The organism is Paenibacillus sp. FSL M8-0228 (assembly GCF_038007385.1).
Taxonomy (GTDB): Bacteria; Bacillota; Bacilli; order Paenibacillales; family Paenibacillaceae; genus Paenibacillus; species Paenibacillus polymyxa_D.
Genome location: NZ_JBBOXA010000001.1, coordinates 2,507,387 through 2,529,084, shown reverse-complemented (window position 1 = coordinate 2,529,084; position 21,698 = coordinate 2,507,387). Strand labels below are relative to the sequence as shown.

At 51.4% G+C, this 21,698-nt stretch carries 1 protein-coding gene (cut by a window edge); it reads right to left on the bottom strand.

What is annotated here, in order from left to right:
- On the bottom strand, window positions 1-21,698 hold the 5' portion of the coding sequence (locus tag MKY98_RS11735; RefSeq protein WP_341010886.1) for a non-ribosomal peptide synthase/polyketide synthase. Its footprint begins 20,584 nt before the window's first position; only the first 21,698 of its 42,282 coding nucleotides appear in the window; it begins with the start codon at window positions 21,696-21,698; its stop codon lies beyond the left edge, outside the window.

Here is a 21,698-nt window from a genome sequence, read left to right as displayed (position 1 = left end):
ATCCCGATTCTCTTCGTTCCTAATACAGCCTGCCAAATGGACACTAACGTCTGCTCCAGCGCTGTGCGCGGCTCTACATAATCCGCTCCGCTTTGCAGGCTACCCTCCGATGCCAGCAGTGCCTTGCGGTCGATTTTGCCGTTGGGTGTCAGCGGCATCTGCTCCAGCTGGATGAAGTACGAAGGTACCATATAGTTGGGCAGCTCCTCACCCAGCAAGCTGCGCAGTTCACCCGCGCTTACGTCTCTTTCAGCGACATAGTACGCCACCAGTTGGTTTTGCCCCTGCTCGTCCACCTGGGCCAGTACGATGACCTCTTGCACGTCTTCCACTTTCAAGATTTGTGCCTCGACTTCGCCCAGCTCGATCCGGTAGCCCCGGATTTTTACTTGATGGTCGATCCGGCCCAAATATTCGATGTTGCCGTCCGTCATCCATCTCGCCAAGTCACCCGTACGGTACATTCGTTCATAGCCTGCTTCACCAACCGCAAACGGGTTCGCTACAAATTTCTCCGCCGTCAGCTCTGGACGATCCAGATATCCACGCGCCAGACCTGGACCAGACACGCACAGCTCACCTGCTACGCCTACCGGAGCCAAATGTCCATGCCCATCCACCATGTATACCCGATGATTCGGCACAGGACGTCCAATGGAAATGAGTTGTCCAGCTCTCTCATCCTCGGACACCGGCCAGATGGACGTTGCAACTGAGTTTTCAGTTGGACCGTAGCCGTTGTAGTACGCCACTTGATCCTTCCACTTGTATACCAGTTCGGTGGAAGATGCTGAACCCGCAGTGAACAGAATACGCAGGTGTGGCATCCGCTCTGGCTCCAGATACACCGCATAGGTCGGCGGCAAAGCGGCCACCGTAATCCGGTGATTCGCCATATATTGCTCAAACCGCTCGTAGTTCAAAATCGTCTCTGTCGTTGGCACATATAACGTGGCTCCGCAGAACAGCGCTTGGAAGATTTCCCAGCAAGCCGCATCAAACGAATAGCTAGCGAACAGCAACGCATGATCCGACGTGCGGATTCGAAGCGTCTGATCAAAATATGTTTTCAGATTGCACAGCCCGTGATGCTCCAGCATGACACCCTTCGGCTGCCCGGTTGTACCTGATGTATAAATCACATACGCCAAATCATTCGGGCCAGACCCCGGCTCCAGGTTAGAACCATCCTCGTGATACACCGTTTGTGCTCCATCTAGCACCAGCATGTGGCCGTCAAACGCGACTTTGTCCACCAGATGACTTTGTGTCAACAGTAGCTTCGCCCCCGAGTCGTCCAGCATATAGCGGATACGCTCTTCCGGGTAGGTTGGATCGATGGGGACATATGCGCCTCCGGATTTTAAAATCCCGAAGATGCCCACGATCATATCCACCGACCGCTCGGTCATCAGACCCACCAAACGATCTTTCGTCACGCCTTGACTGCGCAAGGTACGAGCCAGGCGATTGGCGCGTTCATTCAGCTCGCGATAAGTCAGCGTTTCTCCTTCAAAGAACAAGGCTGTCTGCTCCGGTGTCTGCGCCGTTTGCGTCTCGAACAAGCCATGGATCGTTTGCTCGCTTGCATAGGTTGCTGCTGTATTCCCCCAAACCTTAACGATTTGCTCGCGCTCCTGCTCGTTTAACATATCCAGCTCATGTACACGGATGTTCGGATTCGCAGTCACCTGCTCCAGCAATTGCACCAGATGACCTCGAATTTGTTCTACGCTTTCCCGTTCAAAGGCCAGAGCATTATAGCCAAAGCTCATGTGAATGGTGTTCCCCGGCAGCACCACCAGGTTAAAGTCATAGTTGGTCTGCTCGACAGACTCGGCTCCGGTGATCGTGAAGCTGGACTCATCACCGCTGCCTAATTGCTCGATTTGTTCCTCGACCGGATAGTTCTCAAAAATAAGAATATGATTGATCAAATCCTGCTTAAGCTCCGACAGTCCCTGAATTTCATACAACGGATACGTATCATAGGTATGGGAAGCAATCGATTGCTCCTGGGTTTGCTTCATCACATCGGAGAATAAACTGTCCACTTGACTGCGGATACGCACCGGAATCGTATTGATAAACAGACCAATGATGTGCTCCACATTCGGAATGTCTGCCGGACGTCCAGATACCACGCTGCCAAACACGACATCATCGGTGCCATTATATTTTTGCAGCAAAATACCCCAAACGGTCTGCATCAACATATTGATCGTCACCTGATAACGCTTGGCTATGCGCTGAATACCAGCTGTGAGATCCGCGCCCAAATCAAAATCTAAACGCTCCGACTGATACCCCGTTTTGCCCTGAATTTTAGCCTGTGGCAAACGAGACTGCTCCTCATATCCTTCCAGAACCTTGCTCCAGTAGCTTGATGCGGCCTGACGATCCTGCTGCTCCAGCCATTCGATATATTGACTGTACGGCGTTACAGGGGCCAGTTCCGGTTGTTTATGGGCCAGGATCGCAAAATAGCTCGCAAACACTTCGTTGGTCACCAGCGACAAGCACCAGCCATCCATCACGATATGATGGAAACTCCATACAAAACGGTACGTCTCCTCACCTGTGCGCAACACAGCGACACGCATCAAGGCGTCTTGTGCCAGATCAAAGCCTCTTTGCTTGTCTTTACGCGTAAATTCGAGCATGTATTCGTTTTGCTGCTCGTCCTTCATATCCCGCAAATCTTCCACATACAGTTCACTGCGCTTATTGCGGTACACAACCTGAAGCGGTTCATCCTGCCAGCCGCTGTAGAAGTTCGTGCGCAGTACCGTATGCCGTTGCATTAAAACATCCAAACTGGCCGCAAATGCAGCGATATTAAAATGTCCTCGCAGATCAAAGGAGGCCTGTTCAAAATAAGCTCCCGATTGCGAATCCATCAGATTATAAAAGAGCATCCCCTTTTGCATCGGCGTCAGTGCGTATACATTTTCCAAATCACCGGTATGTGCCGCCTGTTTCGCAATTTGTTCCAGTTCTCTAGTCGTCAGACCTTTGAAGGATACATCACTCGGGGTCAGTTCCGGCTGTTCCTGAGCGACGCAATGCGTAATCACCTCTTGCAAAGCGGATTGAAGCAGTCCTGCCACACGTTCCAGCGTTTCTTTACGATACTGCTTACGGCTGTAAGCAATCGTCAAGCGCAGCGTGCCTTCCGAGATCATCGCGTTTAAATCCAGCGTATATTGCAGCGGTGAATGTGCATCCTCTGTCTCCCCTGCACTATAGGGTGACAATGCGATTCCACTGTTTTGTAGATCCTGATCGACCTGACCCAAATAGTTAAAGCTGATTTCCGGTTCTGCTGCAATCGTATGCGCTTCATCCGATGCAGACGCAGGAGACAAGTAGCGCCAAGTTCCATAGGTCAGCCCTTTATGTGGAATCCGGCGCAGACCTTCCTTCGTTTCTTTAATCCGCTGAGCCAGTGTCATTTCCTTGCCGGTCTCCAGCAGCACTGGATACAAGCTCGTAAACCAACCTACGGTACGTGTCATATCCACCTCTGGCAGGATCGCTTCCCGGCCATGGCCCTCCAGGTTCACCAGTACCTGTCCTGCGCCTGTCCAATTGTGCACCGCCAGTCCCAGCGCGGTCAGCAGCAAATCATTGACCTCGGTGTTGTAGGCGCGATGGACCTGCTTTAACAGCTGCTGCGTTTCAGCTTCGGTCCACTCTACCGTCAGCACTTCGCTGTCTGCGTTTAAGGAGCCCTCGTAGGTAAAATCCTTAGGCAGCGGTGCGGCTTCCGCTTTGGCCTGTTCCAGCTGCTTCCAATAAACTTCATCCGAGGCAGCCTCAGGACGGTTGGCGTAAGACGACAACTCCCGTGCCCATGCTTGGAAGGAATCCGTTTTATAGGGCAATCGTACAGGCTCACCCTTGCTCGCCTGCTCGTAGCCTGTCGAGAAATCTTCGAACAGAATCCGCCACGACACTCCGTCCACCACCAAGTGGTGAATGGCGATTAGCAGATGGTCGCCTTCGGCTGTGCGGAACCATCCGAGTTTGACTAAAGGTCCTGCGGACAGGTCCATGCTGCTTTGAATTTCCGTTACCTTCGCTTCCAGCGCTTCTGCATAAGTTTCCTGTTCACGGTAATCCACCGTTTCCAGCGTATACAGCGTGCCTTCCTCTACAGGGCGTGTCCAAGCCGTATAACCTGCGGGAGCCTGATGGAAAACCGTACGAAGCGCATCATGATGCTTCACAAGGTGATCCATGACTTGCCGAACCACTGCCTCGTTAAAGCCCTCAGCGCGATAGAGCATGACCGCTTGATTAAAGTGCTGCGGACGCTCGCGCTCCTGCGCAAAGAACCAATGCTGGATCGGTAGCAATGCGGTTTCCCCGCTCACTTCTCCTTGATCTGCCATACGGCTGACCTCATGCATATGCGGTGCCAGTGTTGCAACCGTTGGATACTGGAACAAATCCTTCATGTCCAGCTTATAACCGGCCTGGAACGCACGAGATGCGATTTGAATGGCCTTGATGGAATCGCCGCCCAGATCAAAGAAATTGTCCAAAATACCGACCGTCTGTAGTCCCAGTACCGACTGCCAGACCGCTACCAGTGCGCGTTCTTGCGCCGTACGCGGCTCTGCATAATCAGCTCCAGTTTGCAGGCTGCCTTCCGGTGCCGGCAAGGCCTTACGGTCGATTTTGCCGTTGGGACTCAGCGGCATTTGCTCCAGCTGTACAAAGTACGATGGCACCATATAGCTTGGCAGCTCCCGGCCCAGCTCACTTCTCAGCTCACTGGCTCCTAGCTCTTGCCCCGCAACATAGTAGGCCACCATTTGTTTTTGTCCCGTTTCATCCGCACGAGCCATGACGACGGCTTCGCGTACCGATTCCACTTGGAGCAGCTGCGATTCGACCTCGCCCAGCTCAATCCGGTAGCCCCGGATTTTGACTTGATGGTCGATCCGGCCCAGATATTCGATGTTGCCGTCCGGCATCCATCTCGCCAAATCGCCGGTGCGGTACATCCGTTCATAGCCTGCTTCCCCGCCAGCAAACGGATCAGCTACGAATTTCTCGGCCGTCAGCTCCGGACGATTCAGATAGCCTCGGGCTACGCCGACACCGCCGATGCACAGTTCCCCTGCCACCCCAATCGGCTGCAATTGCTCCGTGCCTTCCTTCACGATGTACAGACGAATGTTTTGAATCGGTTTCCCGATCGGGATAACCGCATATTCCTCATCCGGCTCGCAATCGAAGTACGATACGTCCACCGTCGCTTCGGTTGGTCCATACAGGTTGATCAGCTTCGCTCCGGTCAGGCTCGACACGAGTCGTTGGAACCGGGCCACATGCTGTGGCGGTAAAGCTTCACCACTGGCAAAGACATGGCGCAGCGTGCCCAGCTTCGCTTGCATCACTTCCCGAGGCTGCTGCTCCACGTACTCCAGAAACGCATGCAGCATAGCGGGTACAAAGTGCATCGTGGTTACGCCATCGCGGGCAATCGTGTCCACGATCTCTTCCGGGTTCTTTTCCCCGCCCACGGACAACAGGCTTACCTTCGAGCCGACCATTGACCACCAGAACAGCTCCCACACCGACACGTCGAACGTGAAGGCGGTCTTTTGCAGGATCGTATCCTCCGCACTCAAGCCGTAACGATCATGCATCCACAAAATCCGGTTCAGCACGGAATGATGCTCCACCATCACGCCCTTCGGTTTTCCTGTGGAGCCGGAGGTATAGATGACATAGGCTACATGATGCGGCCCGGCCAGTGGCTCCAAATTCGAACCGTCTTTGTGGTAAATGTCTTGGCCATCCTGCTCCTGACGATCCAGCACCAGCACCTGGCCGTCGAAACTCAGTGAGGCTTGCTCCGCCAGATGCGATTGCGTCAGCACCAGCTTCGCGCCCGAGTCCTCCAGCATAAAGCGGATGCGGTCGGCTGGATATTCTGGATCAATCGGCACATAGGCTCCGCCTGCCTTGAGGATCGCGTAGATGCCTACGATCATCTCCAGCGAACGGCGGACCAGAATACCGACTGGTTGATCCGGTTCAACACCTTCCGCACGCAGCGTCCGAGCCAAACGGTTCGCTCGCTCATTCAACTCAGCGTAGGTCAACGATTCCGCTCCACACAGCACTGCCACCTGATCCGGCGTGTTCGCTGCCTGCTGCTCGAACAACGCACTTAGCGTCTGATCCTGCGGATAGGCTACCGCCGTATCCCCCCAAACCTGAATGATCTGTGCCTGTTCTTCCGCTGTCACCAATGCCAGCTCATTCACACAGATATGCGGGTTGTCTACGATTTGCCTGATGACATGGTCGATATGACCCTGGATACGCTCCATTGCAGACCGGTTATACACCAGCGCATTGTATTCAAGTAGGATAGAGATATCTTCGTCAGGCACGACAATCAGGTTGAAATCGTAGTTGGTTTGCTCTGTAAGTGCCACATTGGCAATAGAGAAGCCGGTTTGTGCCTTGGTCTCACCGGAGCCGCCCATCTGCTTCATCTGCTGCCCGATGGGGTAGTTTTCAAAGACCATGATGTGATTGATCAGGTCTTGTTTTTGTTCAGTCCGTGCCTGAATGTCGTACAGCGGGAATGTGTCATAGACACCGGAGGCCAAAGCCTGTTCCTGTGTGCGCTGCAATATTTCAGCAAATGTAGCATTCCGTTCACTTTGAATCCGAACCGGTATGGTATTGATAAACAGTCCGATCATGTCCTCCACGCCTGGAATGTCTGCCGGACGACCGGATACCACACCACCAAACACAACATCCTGATTGTTATTGTATTGCTGTAAAATAACGCCCCACACGCTTTGCAGCAAGGTGTTAATCGTGACATGTTGTTGCTTGGCTATTTGCTTTAATGCGGCACTTCGTTCTTTGCCCAACATAAATGGCAGTTTTTCCAAAACATAGCCGGAATTTGAACTTTGACCGCTTCTGTTTGTGTCGTCATCTCGTTCTGCCACAGAAACATGCGTATTCTCACCAGGCAACAAGGTTTGCTGCTCAAAACCCGCCAAATAGTCACTCCAATAACGGGTCGCTTCCTGTGCATCTTGATGTTCCAACCATTCGATATAGTCACTATACGGCTTGACAGGTGCGAGCTCTGGCTGCTTATTCTCCAGCAAGGCAGCATAGGCACCAAACACTTCGTCCGTCATCAGGGACAGGCACCAGCCGTCCATCACAATATGATGGAAGCTCCATACAAAACGGTATGAGCGATCACCCGTGCGGAAGACAGCTACACGCATGAGCGCATCCTTGCTTAAATCAAAGCCTCGAGCTTTGTCCTGGGCCACAAATTCAGCTACAGCCTGTTCACACCCTCTGACATCCTCATAAAAGAAGCTCGGATTTTTATGACGATAGACAATCTGCAACGGTTGACCATGCCAGCCACTATAGAAATTCGTCCGTAATATCGCATGTCGACTAACCAGCAGCTTCAAGCTTTCCTCGAATATAGATGGCGCAAAGTTGCCCTCCAGATCAAAGGTCGCCTGCTCAAAATACACGCCTGTTTCTGCATTCATCAAACTGTGGAACAGCATACCCTTTTGCATGGGGGTTAACGGATATACATTTTCCAATTCCCCAACCGTCTGGGTCTGCTCCTTAATCGTATCTAATTGCTCCAGGGTCAGACCTTTGAACAGTACATCACTTGGAGTTAATTCGATCCGATCTCGTGTGACACAATGCTCGATAATCTCAAGCAGATTGGATTTCAACAGATTAGCCAGCATTTGGACGGTGTCCTTACGGAAGGCTTTGCTGTTATACCGAATGTCCAGTTCCAGGATGCCGTTCGTTACGATCCCGCTCACATCGAGCGCATATTTCATCTTCGTCCGGTCACTAACGACCGATCCCATCGAGTAAGGAGACATACGAATATCGCTGTTTTGCAAGTCCTGATCCAGCTGTCCGAGATAGTTAAAGCTCACTTGTGGCTCGGCAAAAGCTTGATGTTGACCAAGATGCAGTGCATCTGCTTGCTGAGCCATGGCTTGGCCGGATTCACTCAAATATCTCCAGATTCCGTAGCCCATTCCTTGATTCGGAATATGACGCAGACTTTCTTTTACCTGTTTGATGCATCCCGACAAAGCGTGATCACGACCGATGTCTAGCCATACCGGATATGGTCTCGTAAACCAGCCTACCGTACGAGAAATGTCCGTATCCGGCAAAATGTTCTCACGTCCGTGTCCCTCTAAATGAATCAGACTGCGTTCATGACCCGTCCACGTATACAGCATCATGCCCAAAGCCGTCAGCAACAGATCGTTCATTTCCGTGTTATACGCACGGTGTGCTTGCTTCAATAATCTTTCTGTCTCTTCTTCCGTAAGCTGGAAGGCCACTGTATCCGTGTCAGCTAAGGTAAATGTTTCGGCCTGCGCTTGATCCTCAGGCAAACGTACTTGGTCAGCCAAAGCAGCTGCGTTCCATTGTTCCCAGTAGGCGTGTTCACTGTCCATGGCTGCGCTATTCGCATACTCGGAAAGTTTTTGTGACCAGGAACGGAATGAATCCGTTTTGTCCGGCAGCTGAAGCACTTTCTGATGAACGGCCTGTTCATAGGCAGTAGCCAAATCCTCAAACAAAATACGCCAGGATACCCCGTCCACGACCAAATGGTGAATCGCCATCAGGAGATGATCGCCATCTACACAGTGGAACAAACCTGCTTTAAACAGCGGCCCTTCATGCAGTTGGATACTCCTTTGAATTTCACTGGCTTTCGCCTCAATGGCTGCGCTGAGCGTGGCTTTATCCGTCAAGTTCGTAAAGTCCACCACATCCAGATGATACAGCTCACCTTCCTGTATTCCGCGACTCCATGCTTTATAGCCTTGTTCTGTCTTGCTGAACACCATCCGCAAAGCATCATGATGCTTTGTCAGCTTGCCAAGCGCCTGACGCAGAGCCGACTCGTCAAACCCCTGCTCCCGGTGCAGCATAACCGCCTGATTAAAATGATACGCATCCACTTGCTCCTGCGCAAAGAACTCGTGCTGGATCGGAAGCAACGCCGTTTCTCCGCTTACTTCTCCCTGATCTGCCATACGACTGACCTCATGCATATGCGATGCCAGGGTTGCGACGATGGGATAGCGGAACAAATCCTTCATGTCCAGCTTGTAGCCGGCCTGGAATGCACGCGATACGATTTGAATCGCCTTGATCGAATCGCCACCCAGATCAAAGAAATTGTCCAACATACCGACGGTTGGCACACCCAGGACGGACTGCCAGACCACTACAAGCGCTCGTTCCGGTGCAGTGCGTGGCGCTACATAATCCGCACCGCTGTGCAGATTGCCTTCCGGTGCTGGCAGGGACTTGCGGTCGATTTTACCGTTCGGTGTCAGCGGCATCTGCTCCAACCAGATGAAATACGACGGCATCATATAGCTTGGCAGTTCTTGTCCCAGCTCATGTCTCAGCTCACCGGCTCCCAGTTCTTGACTCGCCACATAGTACGCCACGAGCTGTGTTTGACCCGTTTCGTCCCCACGAGCCATGATGACCGTTTCTTGCACCGACTCCACCTGCAACAGCTGCGATTCGATCTCGCCCAGTTCGATTCGGTAGCCCCGAATTTTCACCTGATGGTCCATCCGCCCCAAATATTCAATGTTGCCGTCTGGCATCCATCTTGCCAAATCGCCTGTACGATACATCCGCTCATGGCCTGCCTTGCCACCAGCAAACGGATTATTTACAAATTTCTCAGCCGTCAGTTCTTCACGTTTCCAATATCCACGGGCCAAGCCTTCCCCTGCAATACATAACTCGCCCGGCACGCCGACGGGCTGCAATTCCCCATTCGCATTCATGATATAGATTTGTGTATTCGCAATAGGACGTCCAATATTAATATGTTGAGCATGGGTCAGTTCCTGCACGGTCGACCACACCGTCGTTTCTGTAGGTCCGTACATGTTATAAATACGGGGACCGTTTATTTCTTGCAATGCTGCGAGCAGCTTGGATGGAAGTGCTTCGCCCCCAACCATAATTGCCTTCACGCTTTGCAGCGCGCGCGAGCCTGCTTCATGACCCAACAGCATTTGCAGCCGAGATGGTGTCATTTGCAACATCTCAATCGAATGTTGAGTAATCAACTCACCCAGCGCCTGAGGATTCACCTGATGCTGGCTGTCGCCAAGCACCACCGTCATTCCACCCAACAGGGGGAGAATGGTTTCCAATACGAAAATATCGAATGAAATGGTCGTCAGTGACAACATGGTTTGGCTCGCTTCAAAATCAATGACTTCGCGCATCCCAGTAATAAAGTTGAGGACCGAGCGATGCTGGAGCATAACTCCTTTCGGATTTCCAGTCGAACCCGACGTATAGATGACATAAGCCAAATGCTCTGGGCGGGCAATCGTCTCCAGGTTGCTACTTTCTCCCTGATACAATGCGGCATCCTCAAGAAACAGGGTATTGGCATGGCAATGGTGTTCTTCTGCCAGTTCACGACGGGTCAGAAGCACTGCGGCCTCGCTGTCTTCCAGCATGTATGCAATACGAGAGGATGGAAATTCGGGATCAATCGGCACATAAGCACCGCCTGCTTTTAGCACAGCCAGCAGACCTACGATCATTTCCACGGAGCGCTGTACCATCAGACCGACCAGTTTGTCAGGTCCTACTCCCTGGGCTTGAAGCATTCGAGCCAATGAATTCGCCCGTTCATTCAGCTCCTGATACGTCAGACGCTGATGTTCAAACACCAATGCCACCTGATCCGGCGTACACTCCACCTGCTCCTCAAACAGCTGATGGATCGTCTGATGGGACGGAAATGCACAAGCGGTGTCATTAAAGGCCGCTGTAATCTTTTGTTTTTCTGCTGCTGTGAGTAGTTCCAGCTCTTCCACCCGAACATGCGGGTTGAGCGAAATTTGCTCCAGCAAACGTGCAAAATGTCCATACAAGCGCTCAATACCTGCTTGATCAAAGCTGAGCGTGTTATACATAAAACGAATCTTGATGCCTTCTCCCGGCATCACGACGACGTTCAGATCATAGTTGGTTGCCTCTGTAGACACCACGTTCGAAATCGTAAATTTATTCTGCCCATCGCCGCCTAACTGTTCTACCTGCTGCTCCACCGGATAATTTTCAAAAATCATAATATGATTGATTAAATCCTGCTTCTGCTCGGTCAGTGCTTGAATTTCATACAGCGGGAACGCATCGTAGGCATTGGAAGCCAGCGCCTGCCGCTGTGTTCGTTTCATCAGCTCGACAAAGGTTTCACCTGGTTCAGACTGCACACGCACTGGAATTGTATTGATAAATAGCCCGATCATGTGCTCCACGCCTGGAATATCCCCTGGACGACCGGACACAACGCTGCCAAACACGATATCCGTACTGTTGTTATATTTTTGCAACAGAACGCCCCATACGGTCTGAATCAGCGTATTGATCGTGACCTGATTTTGCTTCGCTACCCGTTCGATCTGAGCAACCAGCTCTGGCTGGAAGTCACATTCCAGATCTTCAGCGACATATAGCCCGGCTTGCATCGATTTCGGCTGTGTTTTTTGCTGAGGAAGCGTAATTTGCTGCTCATAGTCCGCCAGATACCCACGCCAATATTGCAAAGCTGCCTCACGGTCCTGACGTTCCAGCCATTCGATAAATCGACTGAACGGCGTGACAGGCTCCAGCGCTGGCTCATGACCGGCGCGCAGTGTCAGATAGCTGCCAAATACCTCCTGTGTCATAAAGGACAAGCACCAGCCATCCATCAAAATGTGATGGAAGCTCCAAACAAAGTGATACGTTTCATCCCCCGTTTGCAAAATGGAGACACGAATGAGTGCATCCTCTGCGAGATTGAATCCTTTCGCTTTGTCCTCGATGGCAAAAGCTTCAACACGAGCTTCTCGTTCCTCTTTTTCTAGTCCGCGCAAGTCTTCATAATATATTTGTCCGCTACGGTTGCGGAAGACGACCTGTACAGGCTCATCCTTCCATGAACTGATAAAGTTCGTCCGCAATGCCTCATGACGCTGCACGAGCAGATCAAAGCTTTTACCAAAAGCAACCACATCAAAACGACCGTTCAACTCAAAGGTGGCCTGTTCAAAATAAGCTGCCGAATTTTCATCCATCAGACTGAAGAAGAGCATGCCCTTTTGCATCGGCGTCAAAGCATACACATTTTCCAGCTCACCCATATCTTGCGTATCCTTCACCAATTGCTCCAGCTCATCCAGTGTTACATGGTTTAACAGGACATCACTTGGGGTCAGCACCGTTCTTTCTTGAGCGACACAATGATGAATCACCTCACGCAAGCCGGATGCCAGCAGCTCTCCAAGTCGTGCAATCGTCTCATGACGGAATTGCGTTGTACCGTAGCGAATCGTGAAAATCAGTTCTCCATCCTCGATGACTCCATTGATATCCAGTGCAAAATCCATAGCCGCATTCGTGCTGACAGGCACACCGATGGAATAGGAGGAAGGCTCCAGATCATTGCCTTTATAATCCTGATCGAATTGGCCCAAATAGTTAAAACTGATCTCAGGCTGAGCCTTTAACTGCACGCCTGCTTTCTCCAGAACATTCGTATCCGACAGGTATCGTAAAATACCATAGCCGATGCCTTTCTGCGGAATATGACGCAGCCCTTCCTTGACCCGTTTGATCAGACGAGCCGTATTCCCCCCTTGTCCCAGACTTCCATCCAGTACAACCGGGAACTGGCTCGTAAACCAACCGACTGTCCGCGTAATATCCACATCCGGTACAATAGCTTCCCGTCCATGGCCCTCCAGGTTGACCAGCACCCGTTCAGAACCAGACCAGTCATATACGGCTTTTCCGAGCGCAGCCAGCAGCAGGTCATTCATTTCCGTGTTGTATGCGCGATGAGCTTGTTTGAGCAACTGCTCGGTTTCCTGCTTCGTCCAGCGGACCGTCACAACCTCACTGTCCCCAAGCAGTGCATTGTCATTCGCAAAATCCTTCGGCAAAGGCTTCGCAAGACTGGCTTCTGCTTGTTCGATATGCTGCCAGTAAGCAAGCTCCCGCTCCATCGTCGCGCTATTCGCATAGGCCGACAGCTGCTCGGCCCATACCTGGAATGAATCTGTTTTATGCGGCAGCCGAATAGCTGTGCCTGTTTTACCTGCAATAGCCTGCTCATAACCGGATGCCAAATCCTCCAGCAAAATACGCCACGATACGCCGTCCACAACCAAATGATGAATGACGATTAGCAAATGGTCGCCCTCAGCGCAGTGGAACAGACCGAGCTTCACCAGCGGCCCCTCGCTCAAATGAATGCTGGCTTGAATTTCACTCGCCTTAGCTTCTACAGCGGTGGATTCGTCTTCAACTCCACTAAAATCTACAATGTCCAGCGTGTATAGCTCGCCTTTCTCTACACTGCGGTTCCAAGCTGCATAGCCTTGCTCCGTCTCACGGAATACCGTGCGCAATGCGTCATGATGCTGGACAATACGGTCCATTGTACGGCGTAGCGCGTTGACGTCAAAGCGCCCAGCTCGGTACAGCATCATCGCCTGATTGCTGTGGTGCAGATCAGCAGGCTGCTGCTCGAAGAACCATCGCTGAATGGGTGTCAGATCTACCTTGCCTACTGCTTCTTCCTGACTGGCCATCTTACCATCTGTACGAAGCAAAGGACTGAGCGCCGCTACCGTCGGATTGCTGAAGAGATCCTTCATGTTCAATCGATAGCCTGCTTGCAGCAAGCGGGACGATACTTGCAGTGCTTTGATCGAATCGCCGCCCAGTTCAAAGAAGTTATCCTGCGTGCCTACCGCTTCCACGCCGAGTACTCCGGCCCACACTGCAGCCAGTACTTGCTCTGCCGTAGTACGTGGTGCCACATAGGCTGCACCCGTATGGATGCTTCCCTCCGGTTCCGGCAAGGCCTTGCGATCGATTTTGCCGTTGCTGGTCAGCGGAATCGTCTCCAGTCGCATCAAGCGTGCTGGCACCATGTGCGCTGGTAACCCGGATTCCAGTTCTGCTTGTACTTCCTCGATCCGCAGCTCAGCTTCTCCCGTGATGTACCCGCACAAGTACTTGTGTCCACGCTCATCCGTCCGGTCGATGACTACCGCTTGACGCACACCCGGTACCCGCTGGATTGCCGTTTCAATCTCGCCCAGCTCAATCCGGTAGCCCCGGATTTTGACCTGATAGTCCATCCGGCCGATAAAGTCCACATTGCCGTCTGGCATCCACCGCGCCAGGTCACCTGTGCGGTACAATCGTTCACCGGCTACATACGGATTCGCTACGAACTTCTCGGCCGTCAGGTCTGCACGGTTCAGGTAGCCTCGTGCCACGCCAGCACCGCCAATGCACAGCTCACCCAGTACACCGATCGGCACCGGATTCAGCTGGCTGTCCACGATGTAGAAGCGTGCGTTCAGCCATGCTTGACCAATCGGCACACTGCCGCTACTTGGCAGCTTTGACAGTTCTTCGTCGTAGAAGCTGGAGTCAATCGCCGCTTCCGTGACGCCATAGCTGTTCATAATGCGAATATCTGCGCCAAACCGTTCTTGCAGCACCCGATAATCCGTCACGCTGCAGCTATCCGAGCTGGTGATCAGCAGTTCCAGACTGCTCATGTCAAGGCCCTGTTCATGCACATGCTGCATAAACGGTACGATTAAAGCCGGTGTGGATTCGAACACCGTAATTTGGTAATCGTGAATCCAGCCGTACAGACGGCTCGGATCAATCCGGTCGTCTTTTGGACAGATAACCATCGTGCCACCGTTATAAAGTGCCCGCGCGATATCGCCGACGAATACGTCGAAGGAGAAACTTGCCAGTTGTAACAGGCGTACCGGGAACTGATTTAGACGGTAATCCCGGCGGTATGCCGCGGCTGTGTTTACCAAACTGTGATGCTCGATCATGACACCCTTCGGACGTCCCGTTGTACCGGACGTGTAGATCACATATGCCAGATCCTGCGGCTCGTTGATAGGTTCCACATCCGTGGCATCTCCGGTGTACAGCGACTCATCGTCCAGCGCTAGCACGGCATGCAGACGCAAGTCCACTGCGGATTCGGATGCTGATTCGCTGTCAGACTCCGAATTTGGTTTCAAGCTTAATTCTTCATTCAGGCTGTCTCTTTCCATCGTTTCAGCGCCAGCCGCTGTCTCCAACTCTCCCTCAGATTGCCCTCCGACCAAGGCCTGTCGGCTTTCCTCCAGCCATGCCTGCGCGCGCTCCTGCAAACCTGTTTGCGTTAGCAGCACTGTCGCACCGCTGTCCTCGAGCATAAAGCGGATCCGTTCGGACGGATAATCTGCATCTAACGGCACGTATGCACCGCCGGCCTTCCACACCGCCAGTACGCCGACCATCATGTCCACCGATCGCTCGCTCAAAATACCAACAATGGATTCACGCCCAATGCCTTCATTCCGCAATCTACGAGCAAGTTGATTCCCACGCTCGTTCAGCTCGCGGTACGTAAGCTGCCGCTCCTCGTATACCACTGCCACATGATCCGGCACAAGCTGCGCTTGTTCTTCCACATAGGCATGGAACAACCCTTCTGATTGCTTTTCATCACTCCATGCAGATACGCCCACGGATCCAAAACCGTCGATGATTTTTGCTTTTTCCGCAGCAGTCACCAGCTCAAGTTCATCTACCAGCGCATCTGGTCTGTTAATCGCTTCTTCAATCATATGCAGCAAATGCTCGCGGATTTGCTCTACAGCTGTGCGTTCCAATACTCGCGCATTGTACTCCAAATGGACATGAATTTCATCGCCCGGCACAACCGTAATGTTGAAATCATAGTTCGTTTGCTCCGACACGGAAGCATTTGCAATCGTAAAGCCATTCGTGCCACGACTGCCCATTTGCTCCATGCGCTGTTCCACCGGGTAGTTTTCAAACACCATAATATGGTTCACCAGGTCCTGTTTCTGCTCTGTTAGGGCCTGAATTTCATACAACGGATAGGTTTCATAGGCACGGGAAACCAGTGCCTGCTCCTGTATCTGCTTCATTAACGCAGCAAACGTCATATCTTTCTCACTGTGAACTCGTACAGGAACCGTATTAATGAACAAACCAATCATTTTATCGATGCCCGGAATATCCGCTGATCTGCCGGATACGACACTGCCAAATACAACATCCCGACTGTTGTTATACCGTTGCAGCACAACGCCCCACGCTGCTTGCAGAAGGGTATTGACCGTTACTTGCTTCTGCTTAACCAGCTTGTTCATCCGTTCCGTCACTTCGTGGCCCAGTGTAAACGAAAGCTTGTCCGCTTCATATTCTTTAGCGTGACTGTCCAGCTGTTTTACCTGCGGTAATACGGTCTGCTGCTCAAAGCCAGCAAAATAATCACTCCAGAACCGTTCAGCCTCCACGTTGTCCTGCCGATCCAGCCATTCAATGTATTCGCTGTATGATGTTACCGGGGCGGGCTCCGGCTTGCGGTCTTCGAGGATGGCAAAGTACGTATTAAATGCTTCCCCTACAACAAGGAACAAGCACCAACCGTCCATCAAAATATGATGGAAGCTCCACACAAAACGATACGACTCCTCGCCTGTACGTAAAATAGACACCCGCATCAGCTCGCCTGAGCTGAAATGAAAGCCTTCGGCTTTGTCGCGCTCAGCAAAATCAGCAATATATGCGTCCTGCTCACCTTGTTCCATCGAACGTACATCTTCAAAACGGAACCCGGCGTGCTTGTGACGGTACACCACCTGTAAAGGCTGCTCATTCCATCCGCTATAAAAATTCGTTCTGAATATTTGATGGCGATCCACCAGCTGATTTAGGCTTTCGGCAAAAGCCTCCACTTGAAAGCTGCCTTGCAGATCAAATGTCGCCTGCTCAAAGTACGCCCCAGATTGCGGCTCCATTAAGCCGTGGAACAGAATGCCTTTTTGCATGGGTGTGAGCGAATAAATGTTTTCCAGTTCTCCCGCATTAGCCGTCTGCTCTACAATATGATCCAGCTCTCCAGCCGTCAGTCCTTGGAAGGACAAGTCGCTTGGCGTCAGCTCCGGCAACTCTTTACCCACACAGTGAGCCAATATCTCACGTAAGCCCTCCTGCAACAGATCAGCCAGCTTTTTGATTGATTTTTTCATAAACATTTTGTTGCTGTAGCTGATCGTCAGTTCCAGTGCACCGTCCGTGATCATGCCGTTAATATCCAGAGCATACCGCTTGGTCAACGTGTCACTAATGGAAGCTCCGATGGAATAAGGAGACATGCGGAATGCATTATGTTTCAAATCCTGATCGAATTGTCCTAGATAGTTAAAGCTGATTTCCGGCTCGCTGACAAAAGTTGCTTCTCCTTCACCGCCAGCAAGATATCTCAAAATCCCGTATCCAATCCCTTTATGCGGCAAACGGCGCAGCCCTTCTTTGACGTTCTTGACACGCCGTCCTACATTTCGGTCCTCATTCATATCAAGTACAACCGGGAATTGACTGGTAAACCAACCGACTGTGCGCGTAATATCCATATCCGGCAAAATGGCTTCCCGTCCATGACCCTCCAGATTTACAAGCACCTGACGGATGCCCGCCCACTCCTGAATTGCAGTGCCCAGAGCTGTCAGTAAGAGGTCGTTCGCTTCCGTATTGTAGGCCCGATGAGCTTGTTTCAAGAATTGTTCTGTTTCTTCTACCGTCCACGCTACGGTCAGCGTCCGATCATCGCGAAGCTGTGGCTTGGCCTGAGATTTACGATTGTAATCCTTAGGCAAGGATGCCTGGCTTTTCCCTGCTTCCTCAATTTGCTCCCAATACGCACGCTCCTTCTCCAATGCTGTGCTGTTCGCATAAGCTGGCAGCTGATTAGCCCAAAGGCGGAAGGAATCCGTTTTATTTGGCAAACGGACAGACTCGCCCCGTAAAGCCTGTTCATAGCCTGTTGCCAAATCCTCCAACAAAATACGCCAAGACACACCGTCAACCACAAAATGGTGGATTGCTACCAACAAATGGTCTCCATCGTTGCAACGGAACAGCCCCAGCTTTACCAGCGGTCCTTCATCTAGACGGATGCTGCTTTGGATTTCGTTGGCTTTGTTCTCCAGCAAATGAGCAAAGTCAGACTCCCTTGTATAATCCACCACTTCGAGGTTATACAGCTCTCCTTCTTGCACGCCTCGGTTCCATGCTTCATACCCACCGTCTGCATTCTGGCGGAATACGATGCGCAAAGCATCATGATGCTCGACAATGCTTTGCAGTGCCTGACGAAGCGCCGTTTCGTCCAGTCGATCCTCACGATGCAGCATCAGAGCCTGGTTATAGTGCTCAGGATTGGATGGCTGCTGTTCAATGAACCAGTGTTGAATCGGTGTCAATGCCACGGTTCCACTAACTTCTCCTTGATCGGAAACGCGGGTCACCCGCTGCACCCGTCCATTCAGCTCAGCAATCGTCGGATACTGGAACAACTCCCTCATTTCCAGCTTGTAACCATTTTGCAGCAGTCTTGAAGACACTTGGATGGCCTTGATCGAGTCGCCGCCCAAATGGAAAAAGTTATCCAGAACACCAATCTGTTCGATTCCCAGTACAGATTGCCATACCGATACCAATGTCCGCTCTACCTCATTACGGGCTGCTACATAATCCTCGCCGGAATCCACGCTTCCCTCCGGTTGCGGCAACGCCCGACGATCCACTTTGCCATTTGGTGTTAACGGCAATTGCTCCATCTGCACAAAATACGACGGCACCATATAACCCGGCAATTCTTGGCTCAAGGTGCTTCGCAACTCACTAGCCGCGATATCCACAAGGGTGACTACATATGCGCAGAGTTGTTTCTGTCCCTGCTCATCCTCACGTGCAATGACGACAGCTTCTTGTACCGCATCTAGCTTCAAGAGCTGCGCTTCCACCTCGCCCAGCTCAATCCGGTAGCCCCGGATTTTCACCTGTGCGTCGATCCGTCCTTTGTATTCCAGCGTTCCATCCTCATTCCAGCGAACCAAATCGCCTGTACGGTAGCAGCGCTCTCCGCTACGGAACGGACTATCTACGAATTTTTCAGCCGTTAAATCAGGACGGTTCCGGTAGCCACGTGCCACCCCGTCGCCGCCGACGATCAGCTCACCCCATGCTCCAACAGGCTGAAGCTGCATGGAACGGTCTACGACATACGCTGTGGAGTTGTGGATCGGACGCCCAATCGGCACCGCTTCTGATTGCACTCCAGCAATCGCATGAGTTGTAGAAAAAGTTGTATTTTCCGTCGGACCATAGCCGTTAATAATCCGCAGAGACGGATAAGCCTCCAGCACCCGGTTAATATGCGGTACGGACAGCACATCACCACCGACCAGCAGTTCTTCTACCCCCTCGAACAGCTCCAAGTCCTGCTGAGATAGCTGGTTAAAGAGCGGCGCAGTCAGCCACATTGTCGTGATACCATGGTTGCGCACGGCTTCCTTGAGCTTGGGAGCGTCCAAAATAACATCCTGACTCACCAGCACGAGCTGTCCACCATTCAATAGTGCACCCCAAATTTCGAAGGTGGACGCGTCAAAGACAACGGCGCCAGTTTGCAAAATGCGCGTGTCAGCACCCAGTTGCGCATAGTTTGTATGCTTTACCAAGCGCACGACATTGCGATGTTCTACCATAACCCCTTTGGGCTGTCCGGTCGTGCCCGAAGTATACATCAAATAAGCTAGTCGGTTTCCAAATTTCCATTCTTGTGTCCCAGCAGTGCTGTCTACGACAGACGAGGACGATTCCTTTAAAATCTCATTTAAAATCTCATTTTTCGGATTTGTATAATCGGCATAATCCACATGATAAGCCTCGTTTTGCTCCCCATGTACGGTATTCAAGCCTTGGTCATCCTCTGCCGCGTACACCTTAGCATCGCTCAGATCCAGTACGATTCCGGTGTATTCCTCCGGTTGCTGTTCTGCACGCTGCACCAGCAACAACTTCGCTCCCGAATCTTCCAACAGGTAACGTACACGTTCAGCCGGATAATCAGGGTCAATGGGTACATATGCACCGCCCGCTTTGAGAATCGCCAACATGCCGACGATCATATCCGTGGAACGCTCAGCAACGATACCTACAGTTTGCTCGGCGGTAACACCGTGTCCGCGCAACGTGTGAGCCAGTTGATTTGCTTTTACATTCAGTTCGCCATAAGTTAAACGGGCATTTCCAAACACAACTGCTGTCTGATTCGGTGTATGTTCAGCCTGTTCCTCAAACAACTCATGAATGCCTGCTTCGTGTGGATATTCCACCGCTGTAGCATTGAATACGTCGACGATTTGCGCCCGTTCTTCCTCACTGATCAGCGACAATTCCTGTATCCGCTTGTGTGGGCCCTGCACCATATGCTCCGCCACACTCAAAAATTGCCGAATAATTCGAGCAATTTCCTGTTCACTAAACAGCTCGGTACGATAATCCAGATACAGCACGAGTCTATCATCATCCAGCATTTCAACCATGTGAATATCGAAGTCGTTCACCGTATCTCCGCAGAAATCGTTATCCACCTGCTGAATCGCTTCATCAAACCGGGAGAAACTCAAGGTGCGGTACTGAATGGAAGCACCAAACAGACGCTGAATGTCCAGGCTGCTTTGCTGTTCACGCAAATCCTGAATAATTTTGTTGTACGGGTAACGCTGATGCCGCAAAATGGACGCCTGCTCCTTCCCTACACCTTGCAGAAAGGTCAGCAGTTCGGATTCTGGTTCGACCAACAGACGCGTAGCCACGGTGCTGACGAACATACCGATGGTATCCTTTTCCTTCTTAGACGTACGGTTGGCATAGAGTGTCCCCACGGTTAAGTCCTGCTCCCCCGTCACTTTATGCAAATAAATATACAGAGCCGCCAGGAAGAACGTGAAAATACTAATTTTATGCTCTTCGCAAAAAGCCGTAACACCACGATACAACTCATGTTCCAGTATAAAGCTCTCCCGGCGTGCAGCTGTACTCAGTGTCAGCGGGTTATATGATTTCAAACCTGTAGTCTCAGGCAAATCGGCAAACTTTTCCGTCCAGTACGTTTTGTCCTTTTGATAACGGTCTGATTGCTCATAACTTTGCTCTACCTGGATAAAATCCAGATAGGGATTGCCTTTGGTCGGCGCATCTTGGCCTGTACCATGCACAATATCCATATAATGTCCTGTGATTTCATTAATGGCCTGATTCATGGACACGCCGTCTGAAATAATATGATGCATTTTAAAATTAAACCAGGTTTCTTCTGTTCCGAGCTGCAAGATAACAAATCGGTACAGCTGCGAATCCAACAATGAGAACGGCTGTGGATTATGATGCTTTAACCATACATTCGCTTCTTCCGGGGTAACTTGGATCGTTTCTATACTTTCTGCCGTAAATGGCTCTACATATTGATATGGAATCCCATCCTGAGCAGTAATTTTGATACGAAAAGAATCATTTTGGGCAATTACCCGATTCATTGCTTGCTGCAAGGCATCTATGCGAACAGTTCCCCTGATCTTTACAGTAGCAATAATTGTTGAAGTGTTCCGATGAGGATACAAAAGCTCCGTATACCAAATACGTTGCTGTGGCTGGCTTAAGGAAAACAATTGAACATCTTGCTGTGTCAT